Origin of the sequence: Bacteroides sp. AF29-11 (assembly GCF_003602895.1) — a bacterium.
Taxonomy (GTDB): Bacteria; Bacteroidota; Bacteroidia; order Bacteroidales; family Bacteroidaceae; genus Bacteroides; species Bacteroides uniformis.
The window spans coordinates 147,595-167,609 of the sequence record NZ_QTLY01000001.1 but is presented as its reverse complement, the minus strand read 5'-3'; the positions used below and the strand labels follow the sequence as shown (position 1 = coordinate 167,609).

Sequence of the window (20,015 nt, the reverse complement as noted above, 5' to 3'; positions counted from 1 at the left end):
AACATGCAAATATAGAAAATGTTCTGTACTTTTGCGCACAGTTCGTTGATAATTTGGTATATGCTATATTATATTAAGAAATATCCGGTGTCGCTTTTTATTATTCTGACGGTGATTTATCTTTCATTCTTTAAACCGCCTTCTACAGAAATAAGCAAGATTCCCAATATAGACAAGGTGGTGCATATCTGTATGTATTTCGGCATGTCAGGAATGCTGTGGCTGGAGTTTCTTCGCGCTCACCGGAGAGACAACGCCCCTTTATGGCATGCATGGGCAGGGGCGTTTGTCTGTCCCGTTTTGTTCAGCGGAATGGTGGAGTTGCTGCAAGAATACTGCACGACATACCGTGGTGGAGACTGGCTGGATTTTGCGGCCAATACCACGGGAGCGGTGCTTGCATCAATGGTCGGCTATTTCATTTTAAGGCCAAGGATGAAATAGGATTATAAGTATTCAACTACGGAACTTAGCTTGATGCCGTTCGACCCTTTTATCAGAATTGTTTTCCCGCAAGGTTTCTCTCTTTGCAGCTCTGCGATGAGTGCGGTTACATCGGGATAACTCTGATAAGAGTGGCGTGTGGCGGCAAACAATTCCCCTACAAGAACTACATCCTTGAATCCGCATTCTTCCAGATAGTCTGCAATCTTCTGGTGCTCGTCGGCACTGTCTTTACCCAACTCCCGCATATCTCCCAATATCAACATTTTGTTTTCGGCCTGCATGTTCCGGAAGTTACTAATGGAAGCCATCATGCTTGTGGGATTGGCATTATAGGCATCGATAATCAGAGTGTTGTCCGCTGTTTTTTTCAGTTGTGAACGGTTGTTTTGCGGGGTATATCCGACCAGTGCCTTGTCTATTTTCTCCGGTTCCACACCAAAAAAATGTCCGATGGTGACAGCTGCCAGAGCATTGGGGAAGTTATATTCACCGATAAGCCGGGTTTGTACTTCGTGATATTTGCTTTCGTTGTCCGTTTTCCACTCGAAGGTGAGGTAAGGAGAATTGCCGGTGACGTGTCCGTTGATGTACAGCCCGTCCTCACTGCCGTAGGCAATCTGGTGGAGTCCGTAGGCTATCTTTTTCAAGTAGGGGTTGTCGTTATGGATAAAGATGGTAGCTTCTTTCCGCGTCCGCAGATAGTCGTACATCTCTCCTTTGGTCTTGATGATTCCTTCAAAAGAGCCGAATCCCTCCAGATGGGCTTTTCCTACGTTGGTAATGATCCCGTAGTCAGGTTCGGCTATCTCTACCAGCTCCTTGATGTCTCCCGGGTGGCTGGCACCCATTTCCACCACGGCAAGGTCGTGTTCAGGGCGCAGGCGGAGCAAGGTGAGGGGAACACCGATGTGATTGTTCAAATTTCCCAAGGTATAGAGCACGTTGTGAGTTTGCGAAAGTACGGTGGACATCAGTTCCTTGGTAGTAGTCTTTCCGTTTGTACCCGTAATGCCGATGATGGGTGTACGCATCTGCCGACGGTGGTAATTGGCAAGTTGTTGCAAGGTTTTCAAGCTGTTTTCCACCACGATGTATCGTGTATCGCCTTCAGGGGCATAGGCTTCTTCGTCCACTATGGCATAAGCACTTCCGCTTTCCAGCGCCCGGGCGGCAAAGGCATTTCCGTTGAACGACTCGCCTTTCAGCGCAATGAATAAAGAGCCTTGGGGGCAGTTACGGCTGTCAGTAGTGACACTGGTGCATGTTAGGAATATCTGATGTATAGCTGTTATATCCATGACTTTATAATTAAATCAATCTGTGTGAATCTGTGTAATCTGTGGTAAACCATCGTGCAAAGATATAGTTTTAATCCTCTCCCTTCCCGGGTACAAGCAAAAAACTTATCAGTTTTATGAGTTTATGTATTTTGAAACCACTTTTTTGTTTACATTTGCAGGTACTATATAGAACAGACTGCCTATGGAAATTACAACTGCCCGATATATAAATGTCAACGGTTCGCTGCTCGACCTCTCTCAACCCCGTGTCATGGGCATACTGAACGTTACTCCCGATTCCTTTTATGCCGGTAGCCGTACACAGACAGAGGCGGAAATAGTACGCCGGGTGAAACAGATAGTTTCGGAGGGAGCGGCCATTATTGACATAGGCGCTTACTCTTCCCGTCCTAATGCCGACAATGTCTCTGCCAGGGAGGAGATGGAACGGTTGCGTATGGGCCTGAAAATACTTTTTGAGATACAGCCGGATGCTGTGGTGTCAGTAGACACTTTTAGGGCGGATGTGGCAAGAATGTGTGTGGAGGAGTATGGTGTTGCCATCATCAATGATATTGCGGCCGGTGAGATGGATGCGAATATGTTCCATACCGTTGCGGCATTGAACGTACCTTATATTATGATGCACATGCAAGGCACTCCGCAAAGTATGCAGCAGCATCCTCATTACGACAATCTTCTGAAAGAGGTTTTCTTGTATTTTGCGCGCAAGGTGCAGCAATTACGTGACTTAGGTGTAAAAGACATCATTCTGGACCCCGGTTTCGGCTTTGGAAAGACAATGGAGCATAACTATGAATTGCTGTCCCATCTGGAAGAGTTCCGTATTTTTGAGTTGCCTTTGCTGGTAGGCGTTTCACGTAAATCGATGATATACCGCTTGTTGGACATTACTCCTCAGGAGGCGCTGAATGGTACTACGGTGCTCGATACCATCTGTTTGCTGAAAGGTGCTGACATCCTCCGCGTACACGACGTGAAAGAAGCCGTGGAAACCGTACGGATTGTGCAAGCCATGCGAAATAATTCCTAATCCCTAACCCCTAATCATTCAATATCGTGTTTTTTGAATTTGGAATAAAAGATTTTATAGATATTCTGTTAGTGGCTTTCTTGCTGTACTATACGTATAAGCTGATGAAAGCCTCCGGCTCTATCAATGTGTTTACGGGTATTCTGGTGTTTATCCTGATATGGCTGGTGGTGTCGCAGGTGCTGGAGATGAAATTGCTCGGCTCCATCTTCGACAAGCTGGTCAGTGTGGGCGTGCTGGCGCTTATCATTTTGTTTCAGGACGAGATACGGCGCTTCTTGCTGACACTCGGTTCGCATCAGCATGCCAGTGCGCTGGTACGCTTCTTCACCGGCAATAAGAAAGAGAAGTTGGAACATGACGACATCATGCCGGTGGTAATGGCATGTATCAGCATGGGGAAGCAGAAGGTTGGTGCCTTGATTGTCATTGAACATAATTTGCCTTTGGATGATGTGGTGCGTACGGGAGAAATTATCAATGCCGATATAAACCAGCGTCTGATTGAGAATATTTTCTTTAAGAACAGTCCGTTGCACGATGGAGCGATGGTTATCAGTAAGAAACGTATCAAAGCGGCGGGATGTATCCTGCCTGTTTCCCATAATCTGGACATTCCTAAGGAACTGGGGCTGAGGCATCGTGCTGCCATGGGAATTTCCCAGGTGTCTGATGCGCATGCCATCATTGTATCGGAGGAGACCGGAGGTATTTCAGTGGCTTACAAAGGACAATTCTATCTGCGTCTGAATGCAGAGGAATTGGAAAGTTTGTTAACAAAGGAAAGCTAAGGTGTGACAAAATCTCCTATTTTTACGTCATATAACTATGATATAAAAAACAATATCTTATAACTAATAACTGAAAAGGATGGATAGACGAAATTTCTTACGGACGGGAAGTCTGGCGATGTTAGGTTCGCTGGCAGTACCCTCGTTGGCTATGCCTGCGTCAGTACGCGGAGCTTTAGGAGGAGCAGATAATCAGTCTGCCGTAGCTTCGGCAATGGTTCACTTCGGTGTGACGGAGGCTGACTTGAAGAAAGTGATGGCTGCCGCTCTGGAAAAAGGCGGCGATTATGCCGACCTTTATTTTGAACACACATTCAACAACAGTGTGGTTCTGATGGACGGCAAAGTAAACAACTGTGGAGCTAACATTGACTTCGGTATGGGCGTACGCGTATTGGCAGGCGACCAGACGGGGTATGCTTATGTGGAAGGGGTAACTATGGAAGAAATGCTGCGTGCTGCACGTACTGCTGCCCGTATCGCCTCTTCGGGCAAGGCCGGAAAATCTGTAGGACTGACGGAAAAGACAATTACCAAAAGCCGCTATGCCGTCACTGAACCTTGGGAGGACGTGAGTGTCAAGGCAAAAATACCTTATTTAGAAAAGCTGAACGAAAAGATTTTCTCTTTGGACAATCGTGTACGTAAGGTGCAGGCTTCTCTTTCTGACAGTACATCGCACGTGCTGTTCTGTAATTCCGAGGGCGTGAGCTACTACGACTACCGTCCGATGGTTTCTTTTATGGCAGTCTGCATCATGGAAGAGAATGGAAAGATGGAGAACGGTTATGCCGGTCGTTCTTACCGCAAGGGTTTTGAATTCATGACGGATGACATCGTGGATATTATTGCACGTGAGGCGGTGGATAAGACTGCTATCTTGTTCAAGGCTGTGAAACCCAAAGGTGGCGAAATGCCCGTCGTGATGGGGGCTGGCGGTTCGGGTATCTTGTTGCACGAAGCCATAGGACATGCTTTTGAGGCTGACTTCAACCGTAAACGTACTTCCATTTTCTGCGACCTTTTGGGAAAGAAGGTGTGCGATGAGCATATCAACGTGGTGGATGACGGTACCATCGCTTTCAATCGTGGAGCCGTGAATTTCGACGATGAGGGTGTGGAAGGCCAGAAAACCTATATCGTGAAGGAAGGTATCCTGACCAGTTATCTGCACGACCGCATCAGTGCCAAGCATTATGGGGTGGCTCCTACTGGAAACGGACGTCGCGATACTTTCCGTAATACTCCTATCCCCCGTATGCGTGCCACTTATATGGAAGCCGGCAATATGAAGGAAGCGGACATTATCTCCACCGTGAAGAAAGGTATCTATTGTGACCAGTTTACCAATGGCCAGGTGCAAATCGGTGCCGGAGACTTTACCTTCTTTGTGAAGTCGGGTTACTTGATTGAGGATGGCAAGTTGACGCAGCCCGTCAAGGATATAAATATCATCGGTAATGGTCCGAAAGCATTGGCTGACATCACGATGGTGGCAAATAACGATAAGATTGACAACGGTACTTGGACCTGTGGTAAAGACGGTCAGTCTTGTCCCGTTACCTGCGGTATGCCATCGGCACTAGTCAGCAAGCTGACTGTAGGAGGAGAAAGTTAATTATCAACTATCAATTAAAGACATGATTACAGACGACAATAAGAAATTGGCACAATGGGCAATGGAATATGCCTTGAAGAACGGTTGCCAGGCAGCCAAACTGGTGCTATATACAAATTCTAATTCTTCTTTTGAACTGCGTGACGGCAAAATGGACCGTTTGCAGCAGTCTACGGAGAATGGTTTGGGATTGAATCTTTATGTGGACGGACGTTTCGGCTCTTTTTCCACCAATCGGCTGGATAAGAAAGAATTGGAAACTCTTATCACGAATGGTATAGAGTCTACCCGCTATCTGGCGGTGGATGAGTCGCGTATGCTGGCCGACCCTGCACGCTACTATAAAGGAGGCAAGCCTGACTTGCAGCTTTTTGACAAGAAACTCTATGAAGTCAACCCGGATGATAAAGTGGCGATTGCACGTGCTGCTGCAGAGGAGGTATTGGGCAAGGATGAGCGTATCATTTCGGTTGATTCTTCTTATAGTGATGGCGAGGGTTCTTCCTATCGTTTGATAAGCAACGGATTTGAAGGCGAGTCGAAGAGTACCTGGTTCTCTGTCTCAGCCAGTGTATCCATTAAGGGAGAGGGCGAAGCTCGCCCTCAGGATTACTGGTACGACTCGGCTCTGTTCTATGATAAATTGACGAAGACGGGAATCGGTGCCAAGGCATTGGAACGCGTATTGCGCAAGCTGGGACAGAAGAAAGCAAAGTCGGGTAAATATACAATGGTGGTTGACCCTATGAATGTGGGAAACCTGCTCAGTCCGATGCTAAGTGCATTGTATGGCAGTGCTTTGCAACAAAAGAACTCCTTCCTGATGGATAAGCTGGATACGAAAGTGGCTTCCGACCTCTTCACGTTGCGTGACGAGCCGCATGCTATCGGTGCAAACGGTTCACGCTATTTCGATAATGAGGGTGTGGCTACCGAACCCCGCACTGTTTTTGACAAAGGCGTGCTGAAAACTTATTTCATCGATACCTACAATGGTAAGAAGATGGATATAGCTCCTACTATCAGTGCACCTTCACGTCTAATTCTGACACCGGGCGATAAGGACCTGAACGGATTGGTTGCAGATATTAAACAAGGCATCTTGGTTACGGGCTTCAATGGCGGTAACAGCAATAGCAGTACCGGTGACTTCTCTTATGGTATAGAGGGTTTCCTTATTGAAGACGGCAAGCTGACACAGCCCGTCAACGAAATGAATGTGACGGGTAACATGGTTACTTTATGGAATTCCTTGGTTGCTGTGGGCAATGACCCTCAACCGAACCGTTCATGGCAGATTCCTTCGCTGGTATTTGAGGGAGTCGACTTCAGCGGATTATAATGCTAGTTCAACATCAGGCTCATATATGGGCTTGATGTTGCAAATATTTTTTCGGTGAGTTCACCGATTGTAAGTGCCAAGTGGCTGCCCGGCAGACGCTTGGCACTATTCATATATTTACCATTGTTCAGGTAGTAGTAGCCGTTATTGGCACTGACCTGCTCATCGGTGAGATGAATGCTGAGTTCCAGTTCCGGATGGGCCGTAGCATAGAGTTGCAGCATGGTTTTGGCATTGATGATGCGTGCCATGCCCAAAAGTTGGCTTTCACCGGTAGCGGGAGGAGTGAGAACCCGGATGGACGGGAGATTCAGGTTTTGGCAGATATGTTGAAGCAGTAAAGTTTTTGTTGCGGGAGTATCCGACACGATTTCTCCAATGCGCCAGTTGGCTTTCCCTATCGGATAGGTAATGGCCAAAGCCGTGATTTCCTCCCCATTGCTCAATGTGCAAACGAAGCCCTGTCCCAGTTGTAAATCGGCAATGATAACCTGGAAATCCTCTTCCGTATGCTGGATGCAGCAAGGGCGCTCCCGCAATTTCCGGTCGAGATATTCATATCTTTTTTCAGTATATTCGGCAGACATTTCCAAAGTAAGGCCCGTATCGGCTGTCGGTGTACCGGAAGCGATAAAGGTCTCTTCGGCATAGCGGAATACGGGGGCATAACCGCTGCGGCCATAGTAGTCGAACAGCCACGGTTCTGCCGGTATCAGGGTGGATAAGGCGACATTATTGTGTAGCATCCGTGCAAAGGCTTGTGATAACAGCTCGTGCATTACGCCCCGGTTACGGTAATCAGGGTGTGTGCAGGCGCCGGATATATAGGCCGTATGAATATCTTCTCCTTCGAACGTCATAGGATAAGGCAACATCTGTAGGGCGGCAATCACTTCTTCGCCGCTTTGGATGGCAATATTGATATCATTGTTGTAGCGGAGCCGAAAATACAGTTCAGTAAATTCCTCGCTATCATTGAAACAGAGCTTCCATAAGTTCTTTACCTTTTCCCGTATCATCAATCCCTTATCCTTTTAATCCTTAATCTCTAATCCTTACTCTCACCATTTGATAGCTTCCACCGGTTCATCTTTCAGGCATGCCACGTATTTTTCCAGAATAATGGCAGGCTGGTACGAAAGTTTGGCCTTGCGCAATCCTTCAATACCCAAATCCTCTTCACGGTTGAGGTAGACATATTGTTCGGGGATATGGTTGGCAAATTCATAGTTAATCATTGCGTACGCTCCGTCTATGCTGGTGTCGGCCTTTTCCACATGTACTCCGAAGGTATCTTGGTTGATGGGCATTCCGAAAGTGAAGGCGGCAATTTTGCCGTCTACATGCAGGATGCCTCCGGTCAATCCCAGTTCTTCAAAATTGTGGAGGGCGTAGACCAGTGCGCGACGTTCGTTGCCCGTTCCTTCATGCTGGTCGCAATTGTTGGCCTTACACCATTCGGCTTCCAGGTCCAGACATTCCTGGATGCGGTCGGGAGTGATGGGAGTATATTCGTAATTATAGGTGCGTTTGAATTTGTTGACATGATTCCGTTTGGACTGGAATTTCTTTCCGGCAAGCGTGGCGAGGTCTGTACGCAGATAGAGGTAATCGGCATAGTCCCGGTCTGCTGTGAACTGGAATTTTCCGGGCATGAAGGCTTCCAGTTCCGAGCACATGCCCGAACATATTCCCAGCAGGCAGAAAGGTTCCCCTTCCCGGTGTGCGTCTTCGACCAGTGCGTCCAGTACTTTTGTCAAATCTCCGTTACCTATCGGCATCATGTACACCAGTTCATCGTTTGCCCAGAATTTCAGCAGGAGGAAGCCGTCCATGATGGCAAACTTTGTATTGTATAGAAAACGCCAGCTGCATAGGTTGGAGAATGAGAGGTCACAATTCCGTCGCGGACTGTTCTGTGTATAGGAAGTAATCAGTTCTTTGTCTTGTAATTCGATATCTTTAAATGAAATCATACGTTGTTTTTAGTTGGTTATGATTATAGATAACAAAAATAAGAAGATTTTGTTAGAGTAGCCCTAATAATCGCAGAATAGTTGGGGTCAGCAATGCAGTGAAAATACCGTTCAGGGTCAGGCCGAGGCTGGCGAATGCGCCGTATTTGCGGCTGATGTCCATGGCTGTGGAAGTTCCTACCGCGTGGGCAGCGGCTCCCAAGGAAAGGCCTTGTGCCATAGGACTGCCGATGTGGGTCAGTTTCATGGTCTTGAAGCCCAGTATTCCTCCCAGCAAGCCTACACAGACCACTACGGCGGCGGTAAGTGAGGGAATGCCGCCCAGCGACTTGGTTACTTCCATGGCTATCGGCGTAGTGACCGACTTGGGCGCCAGGGAGTAGATAATCTCGTCGGAAGCCCCCATCAATTTAGCTATCAGCACGACAGAGATAACTCCCACAATGCAGCCGGCAAGTTGTGACAGCATGATGGGGAGCAGCTGTTTCTTAATCGTTTCCAATTGGAGGTATAGGGGGACTCCCAGGGCCACAACAGCGGGTTTCAGCCAGAATTCTATCAGATGTCCTCCTTCATTGTAGGTCTCATAACTGATATGTGTCATCTTCAGGAAGACAATGAGGATGGCAATTGTCAGCAGGATGGGGTTCAGCAACATGATGCCGGTCTTTTTCTGCAGGAGTTTGGCCAGAAAGAAAATCCCGAAGGTGACAGCCAATAGGAAAAATTCGTTTTCTAAAAAGTTCATTTGATTTTACGTGTTAGTTGATGAACCCATCCGGTGACTACAATCACCAGCAGGGTGCTGATTATGGAAGCGGTCACTATCGGCCAGAACTCGGAGGCGATGACATCGAAGTAAAGCATGAGAGCTACACCGGGCGGTACGAAGAAGAAGCCCAGGTTGGCAACCAGGAAGTCGGACATACCCTGCACCCAGTGCAGTTTAATCCAACCCAATTTCAAGAATAGGGTGAGCAACAGCATACCGATGATGCTGGAAGGTAACTTGATACCCGTAAAGAAAACAATCAGTTCACCCAAAGCTAAGCATCCGAAAAGGATGGCGCATTGACGAATCATACTATTATAATACCTATTGTTATACGTTGAAAACGCTGCAAAGGTAGGTATTCTATGTATTGCTTGTTATCGTTGTATCCTGATTTTTTTTATGTCGTTTGTAGAGTCGGGCGGGTTGTTCCTGCCGGACGGGTAATTGTTTGTTGCAGAGGGGCACGTGTGCGTACACATGAATGCTGGGAATACCTAATGTTAAATATTATAATAATTATGGTCTGAACGGTAAAAAGACCGATGTTTGCAATGTAGATATTGCAAAATTGTGTACTTTTGCGGCGTGAATAACACATACTGCCGATTCTTAATAGACAATTAAAATATCATGCAAAGATTAATTAACGAAATTGTTGAGCGTGCCAAAGCAAACCGCCAACGAATTGTTCTTCCCGAGGGTACGGAAGAGCGTACACTGAAAGCTGCCAATCAAATCCTGACTGACGGAGTAGCCGACTTGATTATCCTTGGAAAACCTGCCGAGATAGAGGCTTGTGCCAAAGAGTGGGGGCTGGGAAATATAAACAAGGCTACCATTATCGACCCGGAAGACCATCCTAAGAAAGAAGAATATGCCCAACTGCTTTGCGAGCTCCGCAAAAAGAAAGGCATGACCATCGAAGAGGCTCGCAAGTTGGTTGTCGATCCGCTTTATCTGGGCTGCCTGATTATAAAGAATGGCGATGCTGACGGCCAGTTGGCAGGTGCACGCAACACTACGGGTAATGTACTTCGCCCTGCTTTGCAGATTATCAAGACTTCCCCGGGCATCACTTGCGTTTCGGGTGCCATGCTGCTGCTGACACATGCTCCTGAATATGGAAAGAACGGTATCCTGGTGATGGGTGACGTGGCTGTGACTCCGGTGCCCGATGCAGAACAATTGGCACAGATTGCCGTATGTACGGCGCGTACAGCCCAGGCAGTTGCCGGTCTCGACCCGAAAGTTGCCATGCTGAGCTTCTCTACCAAGGGCTCTGCCAAGCACGAAGTGGTGGATAAAGTGGTTGAGGCATTGAAGATTGCCAAGGAGATGGCTCCCGATATTGCCATCGACGGTGAGTTGCAGGCCGATGCAGCTTTGGTGCCGGAAGTAGGTGCAAGCAAGGCTCCGGGTTCTTCTATCGCCGGACATGCTAACGTATTGGTTGTCCCCAGCCTCGAAGTGGGCAACATCTCCTACAAACTGGTGCAACGTCTGGGACATGCTGATGCCGTAGGACCTATCCTACAAGGTATCGCCCGTCCGGTGAACGACCTTTCACGCGGTTGCTCCATCGAGGATGTGTATCGCATGATTGCCATCACTGCCAATCAGGCCATTGCTGCCAAAAAGAATGCTGAATAACTTTTAAATCTGATATATAGTATGAAAATCTTAGTATTGAACTGCGGTAGCTCGTCCATCAAATACAAATTGTTTGATATGGACCGGAAAGAAGTTATCGCCCAGGGTGGTATCGAAAAAATTGGTTTGAAGGACTCTTTCCTGAAGTTCACCTTGCCCAGTGGCGAGAAGAAAGTTCTTGAGAGGGACATTCCAGAGCATACCGTAGGTGTGGAATTTATCCTGAACACTTTGACAAGCCCTGAATATGGAGCCATCAAGTCTTTGGACGAAATCAATGCCGTAGGTCACCGTATGGTGCATGGAGGCGAAAAGTTCAGCGAGTCTGTACGGCTGACGCCGGAAGTGCTTGCCGCCTTCACTGCCTGCAACGACCTGGCTCCGCTCCACAATCCTGCTAACCTGAAGGGGGTAAATGCAATATCTGCCATTCTGCCTAATGTTCCGCAGATTGGTGTGTTCGATACGGCTTTCCATCAGACCATGCCGAAGCATGCCTATCTGTATGCCGTGCCTTACGAACTTTATGAAAAGTACGGCGTACGCCGTTATGGTTTCCACGGAACCTCACACCGCTACGTATCGCAGCGCGTCTGCGAGTTCCTAGGTGTAGAGCCGGAAGGAAAGAAAATCATCACTTGCCACATTGGCAATGGTGGTTCCATTACTGCTATCAAGGACGGTAAGTGCGTAGACACCAGCATGGGCTTGACCCCGTTGGAAGGTCTGATGATGGGTACCCGCAGTGGTGATATTGATGCCGGTGCCGTTTCCTTCATCATGGAGAAAGAGGGTCTGGATGCCAACGGCATCTCCAACCTGCTGAACAAGAAGAGCGGTGTGCTGGGTATCTTCGGTGAATCCAGTGACATGCGCGACCTGGAAAATGCCGTAGCTGCCGGCAATCCGAAGGCTGTTCTGGCTGAAGAAATGTACTTCTACCGCATCAAGAAATATATCGGTGCCTATGCCGCTGCTTTGGGTGGTGTGGATATCGTGGTATTTACCGGTGGTGTCGGCGAGAATCAGGCAAGTGCCCGCTGGGGTGCATGTGAAGGCCTGGAATTCATGGGCATAAAGCTGGATGCCGAGAAGAACAAAGTACGCGGTGAAGAAATGGTTATCTCTACCGAAGATTCTCAGGTGAAGGTGGTGGTAATCCCCACTGACGAGGAACTGATGATTGCTTCGGACACGATGGATATTCTGAAGAAGTAATATCGCTGTAATATTTCCCGGTTCCGGCTTCCCGGAGTCCGGATGTGGTTTCGCCCCTGCAAATATGTAATGTATTTGTTGGGGCGAAATGTTTTCCGAATCCTTTAAAATCCTTATCTTTGTTACTCGGTTAAAAACAATAAAGGCAATTTTCCGAATAACTTTAAATAAGAACTGCTTATGAAACGATTAATGTATGTGTTGTTCTTTGTACTGCTGACCAGCGGCATGGCCTATGCCCAGCAGGCGAAGTACGTGTTTTATTTCATCGGTGATGGAATGGGTGTGAACCAGGTGAACGGTACGGAGATGTATCTGGCCGAACAAGAAGGGCGCATCGGTGTAAAGCCTTTGCTGTTCACTTCTTTCCCGGTTGCCAGCATGGCAACTACCTTTTCTGCCACCAACTCGGTGACTGACTCTTCTGCTGCCGGAACAGCCCTGGCTACCGGTGCAAAGACCTATAACGGCGCCATTGGTATGGACGATAACAAGAGTGTGCTTCAGAGTGTGGCCGAGAGAGCCAAAAAGTCCGGTAAGAAAGTTGGGGTAACTACCAGCGTCAGTGTAGACCATGCTACTCCCGCCGCATTCTATGCCCATCAGCCGGACCGTGGCATGTATTACGAGATAGCCCTCGACCTGCCGAAAGCCGGTTTCGACTTCTATGCAGGCGGTGGTTTCTTGAAACCGACTACCACTGCCGACAAGAAAGAGGCTCCGAGCATCTTCCCTATCTTTGAAGAAGCCGGTTATACCGTTGCAAGAGGCCTTGACGAATATAAGTCGAAGTCTGTCCAGGCGGACAAGATGATTCTTATCCAGAAAGAAGGGGCAGAGCCTTCTTGCCTGCCCTATGCCATCGACCGCCAGGAAGGCGACCTGACGCTGGCCGAAATTACCGAAAGCGCCATTTCTTTCCTGACCAAAGGCAGTAACAAGGGTTTCTTCCTGATGGTTGAAGGTGGAAAGATTGACTGGGCCTGCCACGGAAACGACCCCGCCACAGTCTTTGAGGAAGTGGTGGATATGGACAACGCCATCAAGGTGGCTTACGACTTCTATAAGAAGCATCCCAAAGAAACGCTGATTGTGGTAACTGCCGACCATGAAACCGGCGGTCTGGGGCTGGGTACCGGTAAGTACGAGCTTCAACTGAAAGCCCTTGCCAAGCAGAAGCAGTCTCAGGATATCCTTTCACGTTCCATCACGGATTTACGCAAGATGCGCAAGGTTATCAACTGGCCGGAAATGAAGGAATTCCTGGCAGAAAAGATGGGTTTCTGGAAAGAGCTGCCGGTGAGCTGGGAGCAGGAGAAGATGCTGCGTGATGCTTACGAAGAATCATTTGTGAACAAGCATGTAGTGTTTGAGGAAAGTCTTTATGCCAAGACTGAGCCCCTGGCTGTTGCCGCCAAGAAGGTAATGAGCCAGATTGCCATGGTAGGCTGGACCAGCGGTGGCCATACAGCCGGATATGTGCCGGTATTCGCAGTAGGTGCAGGCTCCAAGCTGTTCGTGGGTAAGATGGACAACACGGAAATCCCGAAACGCATAGCCAAGGCTGGTGGATACAAATAATAGAAAGTCACTACAGATTACACGGATTCTCACAGATTGGAAGCTCTGATATCAAGTATAAGAGACTAATCTGTGAGAATCTGTGCTATCTGTGGTGGCTGTCTATTTATTCCTTAAGGTCCTTCTTTATAATTTCATCCATCTCCCGGATACGTTTCTCCCGTTCCTTGGCAGATTTTATTTTCTGGTCCTTGTATCCGGTATCTGTCCGTTCGGAGACCTCTTCGCTCCATTCCTCGAATTCATCCGTTGCCGGACGTCCGTGCGGGTCTATGTTCTCTTCGGCAATCGGGTCGTTTCTGTAAATCATATCATCCATAACGCTAATGTTTTTAATGTTATGATGTTACTACAACCATGCCGGGAAAAAGTTCCGGTAACCTTCACTTTTTCGTAATCATTTATAAGAATAAACGTTTTATAGCGCGGGCAGCAGGTACTTCCATATTAGATTCAGCTCTGCCTGCATGTCGGGGATGTTGGCGGTGACGGCAATGACAGCATCCTTGTCCGGCAACACCAGTATGTATTGTCCGTTGGCACCATCGGCACGGTAGGCGTTGTGGCGGCAGCGCCACATCTGGTAGCCGTAGCCCTGCAGCCAGTCGCTTGTCTTGGCGCTCATCTTCGCTTTCTTCAGCATCTCCGGTTTCATGCCGGCGGGCAGTGAGGGCACTTGGCAGGCAGATGCCTCCTTTACCCATTCTTCGGGCAGAATCTGCTGTCCGTTCCAGTTTCCTTTCTGCAGGAACAGTTGTCCCATCTTGGCAAGGTCTTCCGTTTTGAGGTACAACCCCCAGCCTCCGGTATTGATGCCTTGCGGGCTTTCCTGCCACCGGGCGTTGACGATGCCAAGCGGGCGGAACAGACGGGGATAGAGATAATCCACCACTTTCTCGCCCGTCACTTTCTGTACGATGGCTGAGAGCATGTAGGTTCCCAGGCTGTTGTAGGTGTAGAAGGTACCGGGCTTGTGCTCCACGGGGAAGGCAAGGAACTCCTGCACCCAATCGGCGTCCGCCTTTTTGCGTACCGTTCCGGTGGGGTCGGTGTCGTGCCCGCAGTTCATGGTCAGCAGGTCGCGTACGGTCATGGCTGCCAGATTTTCGCTGACGGTTGCCGGAAGCTTGTCGGGGAAGAAGGAGATGACCTTGTCCGTCAGCTTCAACCTGCCTTCGGAGGCGGCAAGTCCCACGGCGGTGGCGGTGAATGTCTTGCTGACGGAGTTCAGGATGTGAGGCTCATCCTCTTTCCCTTCGCCCATCCATTCTTCGGCAATGACATTGCCGTGTTGCACAATCATGATACTGTGCAGGTCTTGTCCGGCTTTCTTTACGGCATCCAGATATCTGTTCATGGCTTTGTCCAGCTTCGGAGTAGCGGCGGCGCGGGGCAGGCCCTTGGTCAGTTGGTTGATGGAAATCAGCTTTATGCCTTTGTCTTCAATGGCTTTCCGGACGCGGGGGCTTGTCAGCAGGTCGGTCACTCCCTGGCGGTCCAGCGCCACGTCCTCATATCCGATGTGGAAGACGGTTTTCATTTCATCGTTGTCCAGTGCCGGGTGGTCTAAGAAAAGGTAGCGCTGGCCCGGTTGCAACTTCTCCAATGCTTTGATGAAGCTGGCCTCCTTTTCTTCGGCGGTTCTTTTGGGGCCGTCGTACCCGATGTAGGTAAACCGGTAGTCCTTGGAGGAGTCCATGCGGTCGATGGACGGCAGGTTGTATTCTTTGGCGAGCCGTTGCACCAGCTCGTTCACTTCCTTGCTGAAACCGGTGGAGAGCATGTGTCCGGACAGATGGCTGAGTTGCGGAATGCTTTTCAGCGTCGTCTCTATCTGCGCGCGGAACTCCTGCTCTATCTCCTTGATGTCCCATTTCTGCTCCATGATGGACTGTCCCGGATAGGCGGGGTTAGGGAACATCATCGGGTAGAAATAGCCGTTCTCGTCCGTCAAGCTGGGGCAGTGGGTCAGCGGACGCCACTTCACGTTCTCCCACTCGCTGGTGATGACGAGGTGCAGGCCGACGTCCAGTCCCGGATTTTCTTTCAGCATCTTGATGGCTTCCGGATACCAGGCTGCTACGGGCATCACTTCCACGCTGCGGGCAATACCCGAGCGGTAGGTCTGGATGCAGGCTTCGTTGACGGAATGCAGGGCACCGAGATCGTCAATGCGGATGACAAGTGTCGGGGCGCCGGATTGTCCCCATACCGGCAATGCTCCTGCTGCGAGCAGGCATCCGGCAATCATGTTTTTCAGTCTTAAAGGTTTCATGGGTGGTAATGGTATGATGGTTAACAGTTTGGAAATGCGGGTTATAGCTTCGTCTCTCCCTCCACAAAATTCTCAAGGAAGAGGTTCTCGCCGTCAAAGACGGCGTACGAGAAGTAGTTTATCCAGTCGCCGAGGATGAGGATGCGGGCGGTACTGCTCAGCATCAGGTCCAGTTCGATGTGGCGGTGACCGTAGATGAAGTAGTTGATGTTGGGATGGCTTTTCAGGTATTCCTTGGTGTAGAGCACCAGGTATTCGTTGTTTTCTCCCATGTATGCGGGTTCTTTCCCGTCTATGCGTTTCAAGCGGCTGTGCTTGGCCCAGTTCAGTCCCAGCTCCATGCTCCAGCGGGGGTGCAGGGCAGAGAACAGCGTCTGTAGGGTACGGCTGCGGAACATGGCGCGCAGCATCTTGAACTTCTTGTCCGGGTCGCCTAGCCCGTCACCGTGGGCAAGGTAGAACTCTTTTCCGAAGATTTCGGTGGTCAGCGGTTCGCGGTGTATCATGACGCCGCACTCCTTGGTCAGATAGTCGCCGCACCAAAGGTCATGGTTTCCCGTGAAAAAGTGGACTTCTACTCCCAGGTCGGTCAGTTCGGACAGCTTGCCCAGAAAGCGGGTGTATCCTTTGGGCACTACGGTACGGAATTCGTACCAGAAGTCGAACATGTCTCCCAGCAGGTATACGGCCGATGCCTTGTGCTTGATGCTGTCCAAGAAGTTGACCAGCCTCCGTTCTTGGGTTCGTCCGTGTTCGATGGCTCGTGAGCCCAGGTGAGCATCCGAGAGGAAATATACATTCTTCATTTTCAACTTTCCATTTTCAACTTTGAACTTTCAACTGATTTAAAGGAATCCCAGCTCCAGTTTCGCTTCTTCGCTCATCATGTCCTTGTCCCACTCGGGTTCGAAAACGAGATTGATGGTGGCGGAGGTTACGCCGTCGATGGATTCCACCTTCTGGCGCACATCTTCCATGATGAAGTCGGCTGCCGGACAGTTGGGGGCAGTCAGCGTCATGTCGATGGAGGCTTCTCCCTGGTCGGAGACGTCTATTTTGTAAATCAGTCCCAGGTCGTATACATTTACCGGTATTTCCGGGTCAAATACGGTCTTGAGCATGGAGACTATTTTCTCTTCTATTTCAAATTTGGTCATATTCGTAGGGTTTTATATATAGGTTTTCAAAGAACAAAGCTATGGAATTTAATTGAAAATGCAAAGGAACGCCCTCCTTTTCATTACTTCAGAAAGGGTTTGACGGTGGGGAAACACGCTTCACCCTCTGGGGGAACTCCCTTTACCCCTGGGGAAACTCCTTTTACAATAGGCGGTAAAGGTCTTTACAATATGGGGTAAAGGGCGTTACAATATAGGGTAACGGCTTTTACATACCGCGGTAACGGCTTTTACATTAGCTGGTAAATAGCAGGTAAATACAATGTGCTGATAGTTAGTGTTATGACCGCTTTTGTCTTTCGTATAGTATGTCCGTAACTTGGATTATTTATAGCAATCCTTCGTCGTTGAAGCTGTAATGGCTTCCGTCCGTGACGATGACGTGGTCGGTCAGGTGTATGTTCATGGTTTGGGCGGCTTTCCTCACGAGTTCCGTCAGCCGCTGGTCGTCGTTGCTGGGGTGCGGGTTGCCGGAGGGATGGTTGTGGATAAGGGCTATCTGTGTGGCGCGTTGCAGCAGGGCTTCGCGCAGGATGCTGCGCACGTCGGCGGTGGTCTGGTCGATGCCGCCGCGGCTGATGCGTACCTTGTCTATCACTTTGGCGGCGTGGTTCATAAGCAGTACCCAGAATTCTTCTGTGGCAAGGTCGCAGAGCAGGGGATGGAACAGCTCGTAGATGTCGGCGGAAGAGCGGATGGCGGTACGTCCGGAGCGTTCCTGCAGCTTGCGGCGTTTGCCCAGTTCCAGGGATGCCATGACGGTGATGCTTTTGGCGGGGCCCATGCCTTTGAATCGGGAGAAGTCCCGCACCTCCCATTTGCCCAGGCGGTTGAGGTCGTTGCCGCAGGCGGCGAGTATGCGCTGCATCAGTGTCACGGCGGTTTCTTCCGTATTGCCGGAGCCGATGAGGATGGCTAGCAGTTCGGCATCGCTCAAGGCTTCCGCCCCTTTCTGCATCATCTTTTCCCGCGGGCGGTCCTCTGCAGCCCACTGGTTGATATTCAGTTTCTCCATATCATCCCTAATCCTTAACCCCTAATCCTCCTTATTTGTAAAAGTTCTTTTTGAACGCCTCGAACTCGTCCTTGCCAAGTATGCAGCGGTTCCACCAGGCGCGCAGGAACCCCGTCCCGTATCCGATGAGCTGGATGAAGGAGGCGGCGACGGAGTAGAGCCCGATGCTGAGGCTACGGTTCCGGATAGTGGAGTCCATGCATACCAGAAGCGCATAAAGAGCGATGGGCAGCAGGCTGTACGGGCAGAAGGGCGTTCCCAGCAGGAATATGGCCACTCCCAGGGTAAATGCAGCCGGCAGCAGGTGGACGAGCTTCAGAGATTCCGGATACTTCTTGTACAGATTGATGCGGGCAATCCCGGAATTGTGTACCTGTTTGAAGAATTTCCGGAAGTCTGTCCGTCGCTTGTGGTATACCCAGGCACCGGGGAACAGCCGGCATGTATATCCTCCCTTGAAGATTCGGATGCTGAAGTCGATGTCCTCCCCGAAGCGCATCCGCGAGAATCCGCCCAGGGCTTGGTACACTTCCCGCCGCACACCCATGTTGAAGCTGCGCGGATAGAACTTGTCCATCTTCTTCTTCCCCCCACGGATACCGCCGGTGGTGAAGAAGGAGGTCATGGAGTAGTTGATGGCTTTCTGTATGTCTGTGAATGATTCGTGCGCGCGGTCGGGGCCTCCGAAGGCATCGGCGGCTTCGTGCTGCAGCTCTTCTTCCACAGCAAGGAAATAACCTTCGGGCAGGATGCAGTCCGAGTCCAGTATTATCAGGTATTCGCCCTTGCTTCGTTCCGCCCCGTAGTTACGGGTCTGCCCGGGGCCGGAGTTGGGCTTGTCATAGTAATGCACGTCCAATAGTTCCTGATACTTCTCTGTGACCGGCTTGCAGGGGATGGAGGAGCCGTCCTCCACCACAATCACTTCAAAATCCTTGAAACTTTGCCGCGTCAGGCTTTGCAGCAGTTCGTCTACCTCATCGGGGCGGTTGTATACGGGGATGATGACGGAGTATCTCATGGGTATGGCTCTATGTTTTGGTTATCTCCGCAAAGATATATCATTTAAGCTTTGCAGATGAATAAATGGAAAGAAAAATCCCCGGATGCCAAGTGGAGCACCGGGGATGATATGAAAAGGGCATTTGCCTGATTTCCAAAAGGGCTTATGCTTTTACGCGGCTTACGTAAGAACCGTCGCGCGTATCGATTTCGATAGTCTCGCCTTCGTTGATGAACAAGGGGACGCGGACTGTGGCGCCGGATTCTACTGTGGCGGGCTTCAGCGTGTTGGTGGCTGTGTCGCCTTTCAGTCCCGGTTCCGTATAGGTAATCTTCTGCTGAACCTTGATGGGCACATCAGCATAGAGTACGGTTTCTGTAGAAGCGTCTGATACCACGTCTACTATCATTCCTTCGAGCAGGAAGTCAACACCGTTGATGAGGTCGTGGGCGATGGGAATTTGGTCAAAAGTCTCCTGGTTCATGAATTGGTAGTTGTCACCGTCATGATAGAGGTATTGGTGGGGACGACGTTCTACACGTACGTCTTCCAGTTTCTCACCGATGTTGAAACGGCGTTCCAGAACGTAACCGTTCACCACGTCTTTCAGCTTGGTGCGCATGAAAGTATTACCTTTTCCCGGCTTTACATGCAGGAAGTCGATACAGAAATACAGCTTGCCGTCCATACGGATGCAAGTTCCGATTTTAATGTCTTGGGCATTAATCATACTTATAGTCTTTAATATTATTATATTGGTATTTACTTCGTTAGTGCTGGTTTGCGAGTGCAAAAGTAATGGAAATCGGTAA

The 20,015-nt window shown here is 49.6% G+C and carries 20 protein-coding genes; 8 read left to right on the top strand and 12 right to left on the bottom strand.

The genetic code is table 11. From position 1 onward, the window contains the following. The first annotated feature begins 60 nt into the window (after positions 1-60). Positions 61-444, top strand: a complete 384-nt coding sequence (locus DWZ03_RS00700) for a VanZ family protein (RefSeq protein WP_005824913.1) — start codon at positions 61-63, stop codon at positions 442-444. 2 nt (positions 445-446) lie between these two features. On the opposite strand, the gene DWZ03_RS00695 is transcribed toward DWZ03_RS00700, so the two are convergent. Further along, on the bottom strand, positions 447-1,745 hold the full coding sequence (locus DWZ03_RS00695) for a UDP-N-acetylmuramoyl-tripeptide--D-alanyl-D-alanine ligase (protein ID WP_120128444.1): 1,299 nt from the start codon (positions 1,743-1,745) through the stop codon (positions 447-449). Positions 1,746-1,929: 184 nt separating this feature from the next. On the opposite strand from DWZ03_RS00695, the gene folP reads away from it, so the two are divergent. The 4 genes from folP to DWZ03_RS00675 all read left to right on the top strand — a co-directional run bounded on the left by folP (position 1,930) and on the right by DWZ03_RS00675 (position 6,532). Beyond that, entirely contained in the window at positions 1,930-2,781 is an 852-nt protein-coding gene (folP, locus tag DWZ03_RS00690; protein ID WP_005834717.1) for a dihydropteroate synthase, read from the top strand. Between the two features lie 26 nt (positions 2,782-2,807). Next, positions 2,808-3,572: a diadenylate cyclase CdaA gene (gene cdaA / locus DWZ03_RS00685; protein ID WP_005824908.1), complete on the top strand. Its 765-nt coding sequence runs from the start codon at positions 2,808-2,810 to the stop codon at positions 3,570-3,572. A 79-nt stretch (positions 3,573-3,651) separates the two neighbouring features. Continuing rightward, positions 3,652-5,190 (top strand): TldD/PmbA family protein, encoded by a 1,539-nt coding sequence (locus DWZ03_RS00680; RefSeq protein WP_005824906.1) that lies wholly within the window; start codon positions 3,652-3,654, stop codon positions 5,188-5,190. 22 nt (positions 5,191-5,212) lie between these two features. After that, entirely contained in the window at positions 5,213-6,532 is a 1,320-nt protein-coding gene (locus tag DWZ03_RS00675; RefSeq protein WP_005834721.1) for a TldD/PmbA family protein, read from the top strand. Between the two features lie 2 nt (positions 6,533-6,534). Here DWZ03_RS00675 and DWZ03_RS00670 read toward each other — a convergent pair whose 3' ends face one another. From DWZ03_RS00670 to DWZ03_RS00655, 4 genes are read right to left on the bottom strand one after another with little or no spacing between them, the layout of a single operon-like run. After that, positions 6,535-7,551: a GNAT family N-acetyltransferase gene (locus DWZ03_RS00670; RefSeq protein ID WP_120128442.1), complete on the bottom strand. Its 1,017-nt coding sequence runs from the start codon at positions 7,549-7,551 to the stop codon at positions 6,535-6,537. Between the two features lie 42 nt (positions 7,552-7,593). Next, positions 7,594-8,508, bottom strand: coding sequence for a DUF2156 domain-containing protein (locus DWZ03_RS00665; protein ID WP_005824900.1), 915 nt, complete (start codon positions 8,506-8,508; stop codon positions 7,594-7,596). 52 nt (positions 8,509-8,560) lie between these two features. Next, positions 8,561-9,256, bottom strand: coding sequence for an LrgB family protein (locus tag DWZ03_RS00660; protein WP_005824898.1), 696 nt, complete (start codon positions 9,254-9,256; stop codon positions 8,561-8,563). After that, positions 9,253-9,591 (bottom strand): CidA/LrgA family protein, encoded by a 339-nt coding sequence (locus DWZ03_RS00655; RefSeq protein WP_005824896.1) that lies wholly within the window; start codon positions 9,589-9,591, stop codon positions 9,253-9,255. Before DWZ03_RS00655 ends, DWZ03_RS00660 begins: the two co-directional genes overlap by 4 nt. A 322-nt stretch (positions 9,592-9,913) precedes the next feature. On the opposite strand from DWZ03_RS00655, the gene pta reads away from it, so the two are divergent. From pta to DWZ03_RS00635, 3 genes are all read left to right on the top strand, one after another. Further along, complete coding sequence (gene pta, locus DWZ03_RS00645; RefSeq protein ID WP_005824889.1) at positions 9,914-10,933, top strand: phosphate acetyltransferase; 1,020 nt, start codon at positions 9,914-9,916, stop codon at positions 10,931-10,933. A 21-nt stretch (positions 10,934-10,954) separates the two neighbouring features. Further along, the gene (locus DWZ03_RS00640; protein WP_022401075.1) at positions 10,955-12,151 is read left to right on the top strand and encodes an acetate/propionate family kinase; all 1,197 of its coding nucleotides are present in this window, start codon (positions 10,955-10,957) and stop codon (positions 12,149-12,151) included. A gap of 180 nt (positions 12,152-12,331) precedes the next feature. Beyond that, positions 12,332-13,732, top strand: a complete 1,401-nt coding sequence (locus DWZ03_RS00635; protein ID WP_044468262.1) for an alkaline phosphatase — start codon at positions 12,332-12,334, stop codon at positions 13,730-13,732. A 106-nt stretch (positions 13,733-13,838) separates the two neighbouring features. Here the strand turns inward: DWZ03_RS00635 and DWZ03_RS00630 are convergent, their stop codons facing one another. The 7 genes from DWZ03_RS00630 to efp all read right to left on the bottom strand — a co-directional run bounded on the left by DWZ03_RS00630 (position 13,839) and on the right by efp (position 19,933). Beyond that, the gene (locus DWZ03_RS00630; RefSeq protein ID WP_008662841.1) at positions 13,839-14,051 is read right to left on the bottom strand and encodes a hypothetical protein; all 213 of its coding nucleotides are present in this window, start codon (positions 14,049-14,051) and stop codon (positions 13,839-13,841) included. A 99-nt stretch (positions 14,052-14,150) separates the two neighbouring features. Beyond that, the gene (locus tag DWZ03_RS00625; protein WP_057086993.1) at positions 14,151-16,007 is read right to left on the bottom strand and encodes a ChbG/HpnK family deacetylase; all 1,857 of its coding nucleotides are present in this window, start codon (positions 16,005-16,007) and stop codon (positions 14,151-14,153) included. A gap of 41 nt (positions 16,008-16,048) precedes the next feature. Next, on the bottom strand, positions 16,049-16,813 hold the full coding sequence (locus tag DWZ03_RS00620; RefSeq protein ID WP_005824878.1) for a UDP-2,3-diacylglucosamine diphosphatase: 765 nt from the start codon (positions 16,811-16,813) through the stop codon (positions 16,049-16,051). A gap of 39 nt (positions 16,814-16,852) precedes the next feature. After that, positions 16,853-17,164 carry a metal-sulfur cluster assembly factor gene (locus DWZ03_RS00615; RefSeq protein ID WP_005824875.1) on the bottom strand — a complete coding sequence of 104 codons (312 nt, stop codon included), beginning with the start codon at positions 17,162-17,164 and terminating at the stop codon, positions 16,853-16,855. A gap of 349 nt (positions 17,165-17,513) precedes the next feature. Further along, positions 17,514-18,200, bottom strand: a complete 687-nt coding sequence (gene radC, locus DWZ03_RS00610) for a RadC family protein (RefSeq protein WP_005825180.1) — start codon at positions 18,198-18,200, stop codon at positions 17,514-17,516. 31 nt (positions 18,201-18,231) lie between these two features. Next, a complete protein-coding gene (locus tag DWZ03_RS00605; RefSeq protein ID WP_009037770.1) occupies positions 18,232-19,221 on the bottom strand; it encodes a glycosyltransferase in 990 nt (329 codons plus the stop codon). A 145-nt stretch (positions 19,222-19,366) separates the two neighbouring features. Beyond that, positions 19,367-19,933: an elongation factor P gene (gene efp, locus DWZ03_RS00600; protein ID WP_005825176.1), complete on the bottom strand. Its 567-nt coding sequence runs from the start codon at positions 19,931-19,933 to the stop codon at positions 19,367-19,369. Between the last annotated feature and the right edge of the window lie 82 nt (positions 19,934-20,015).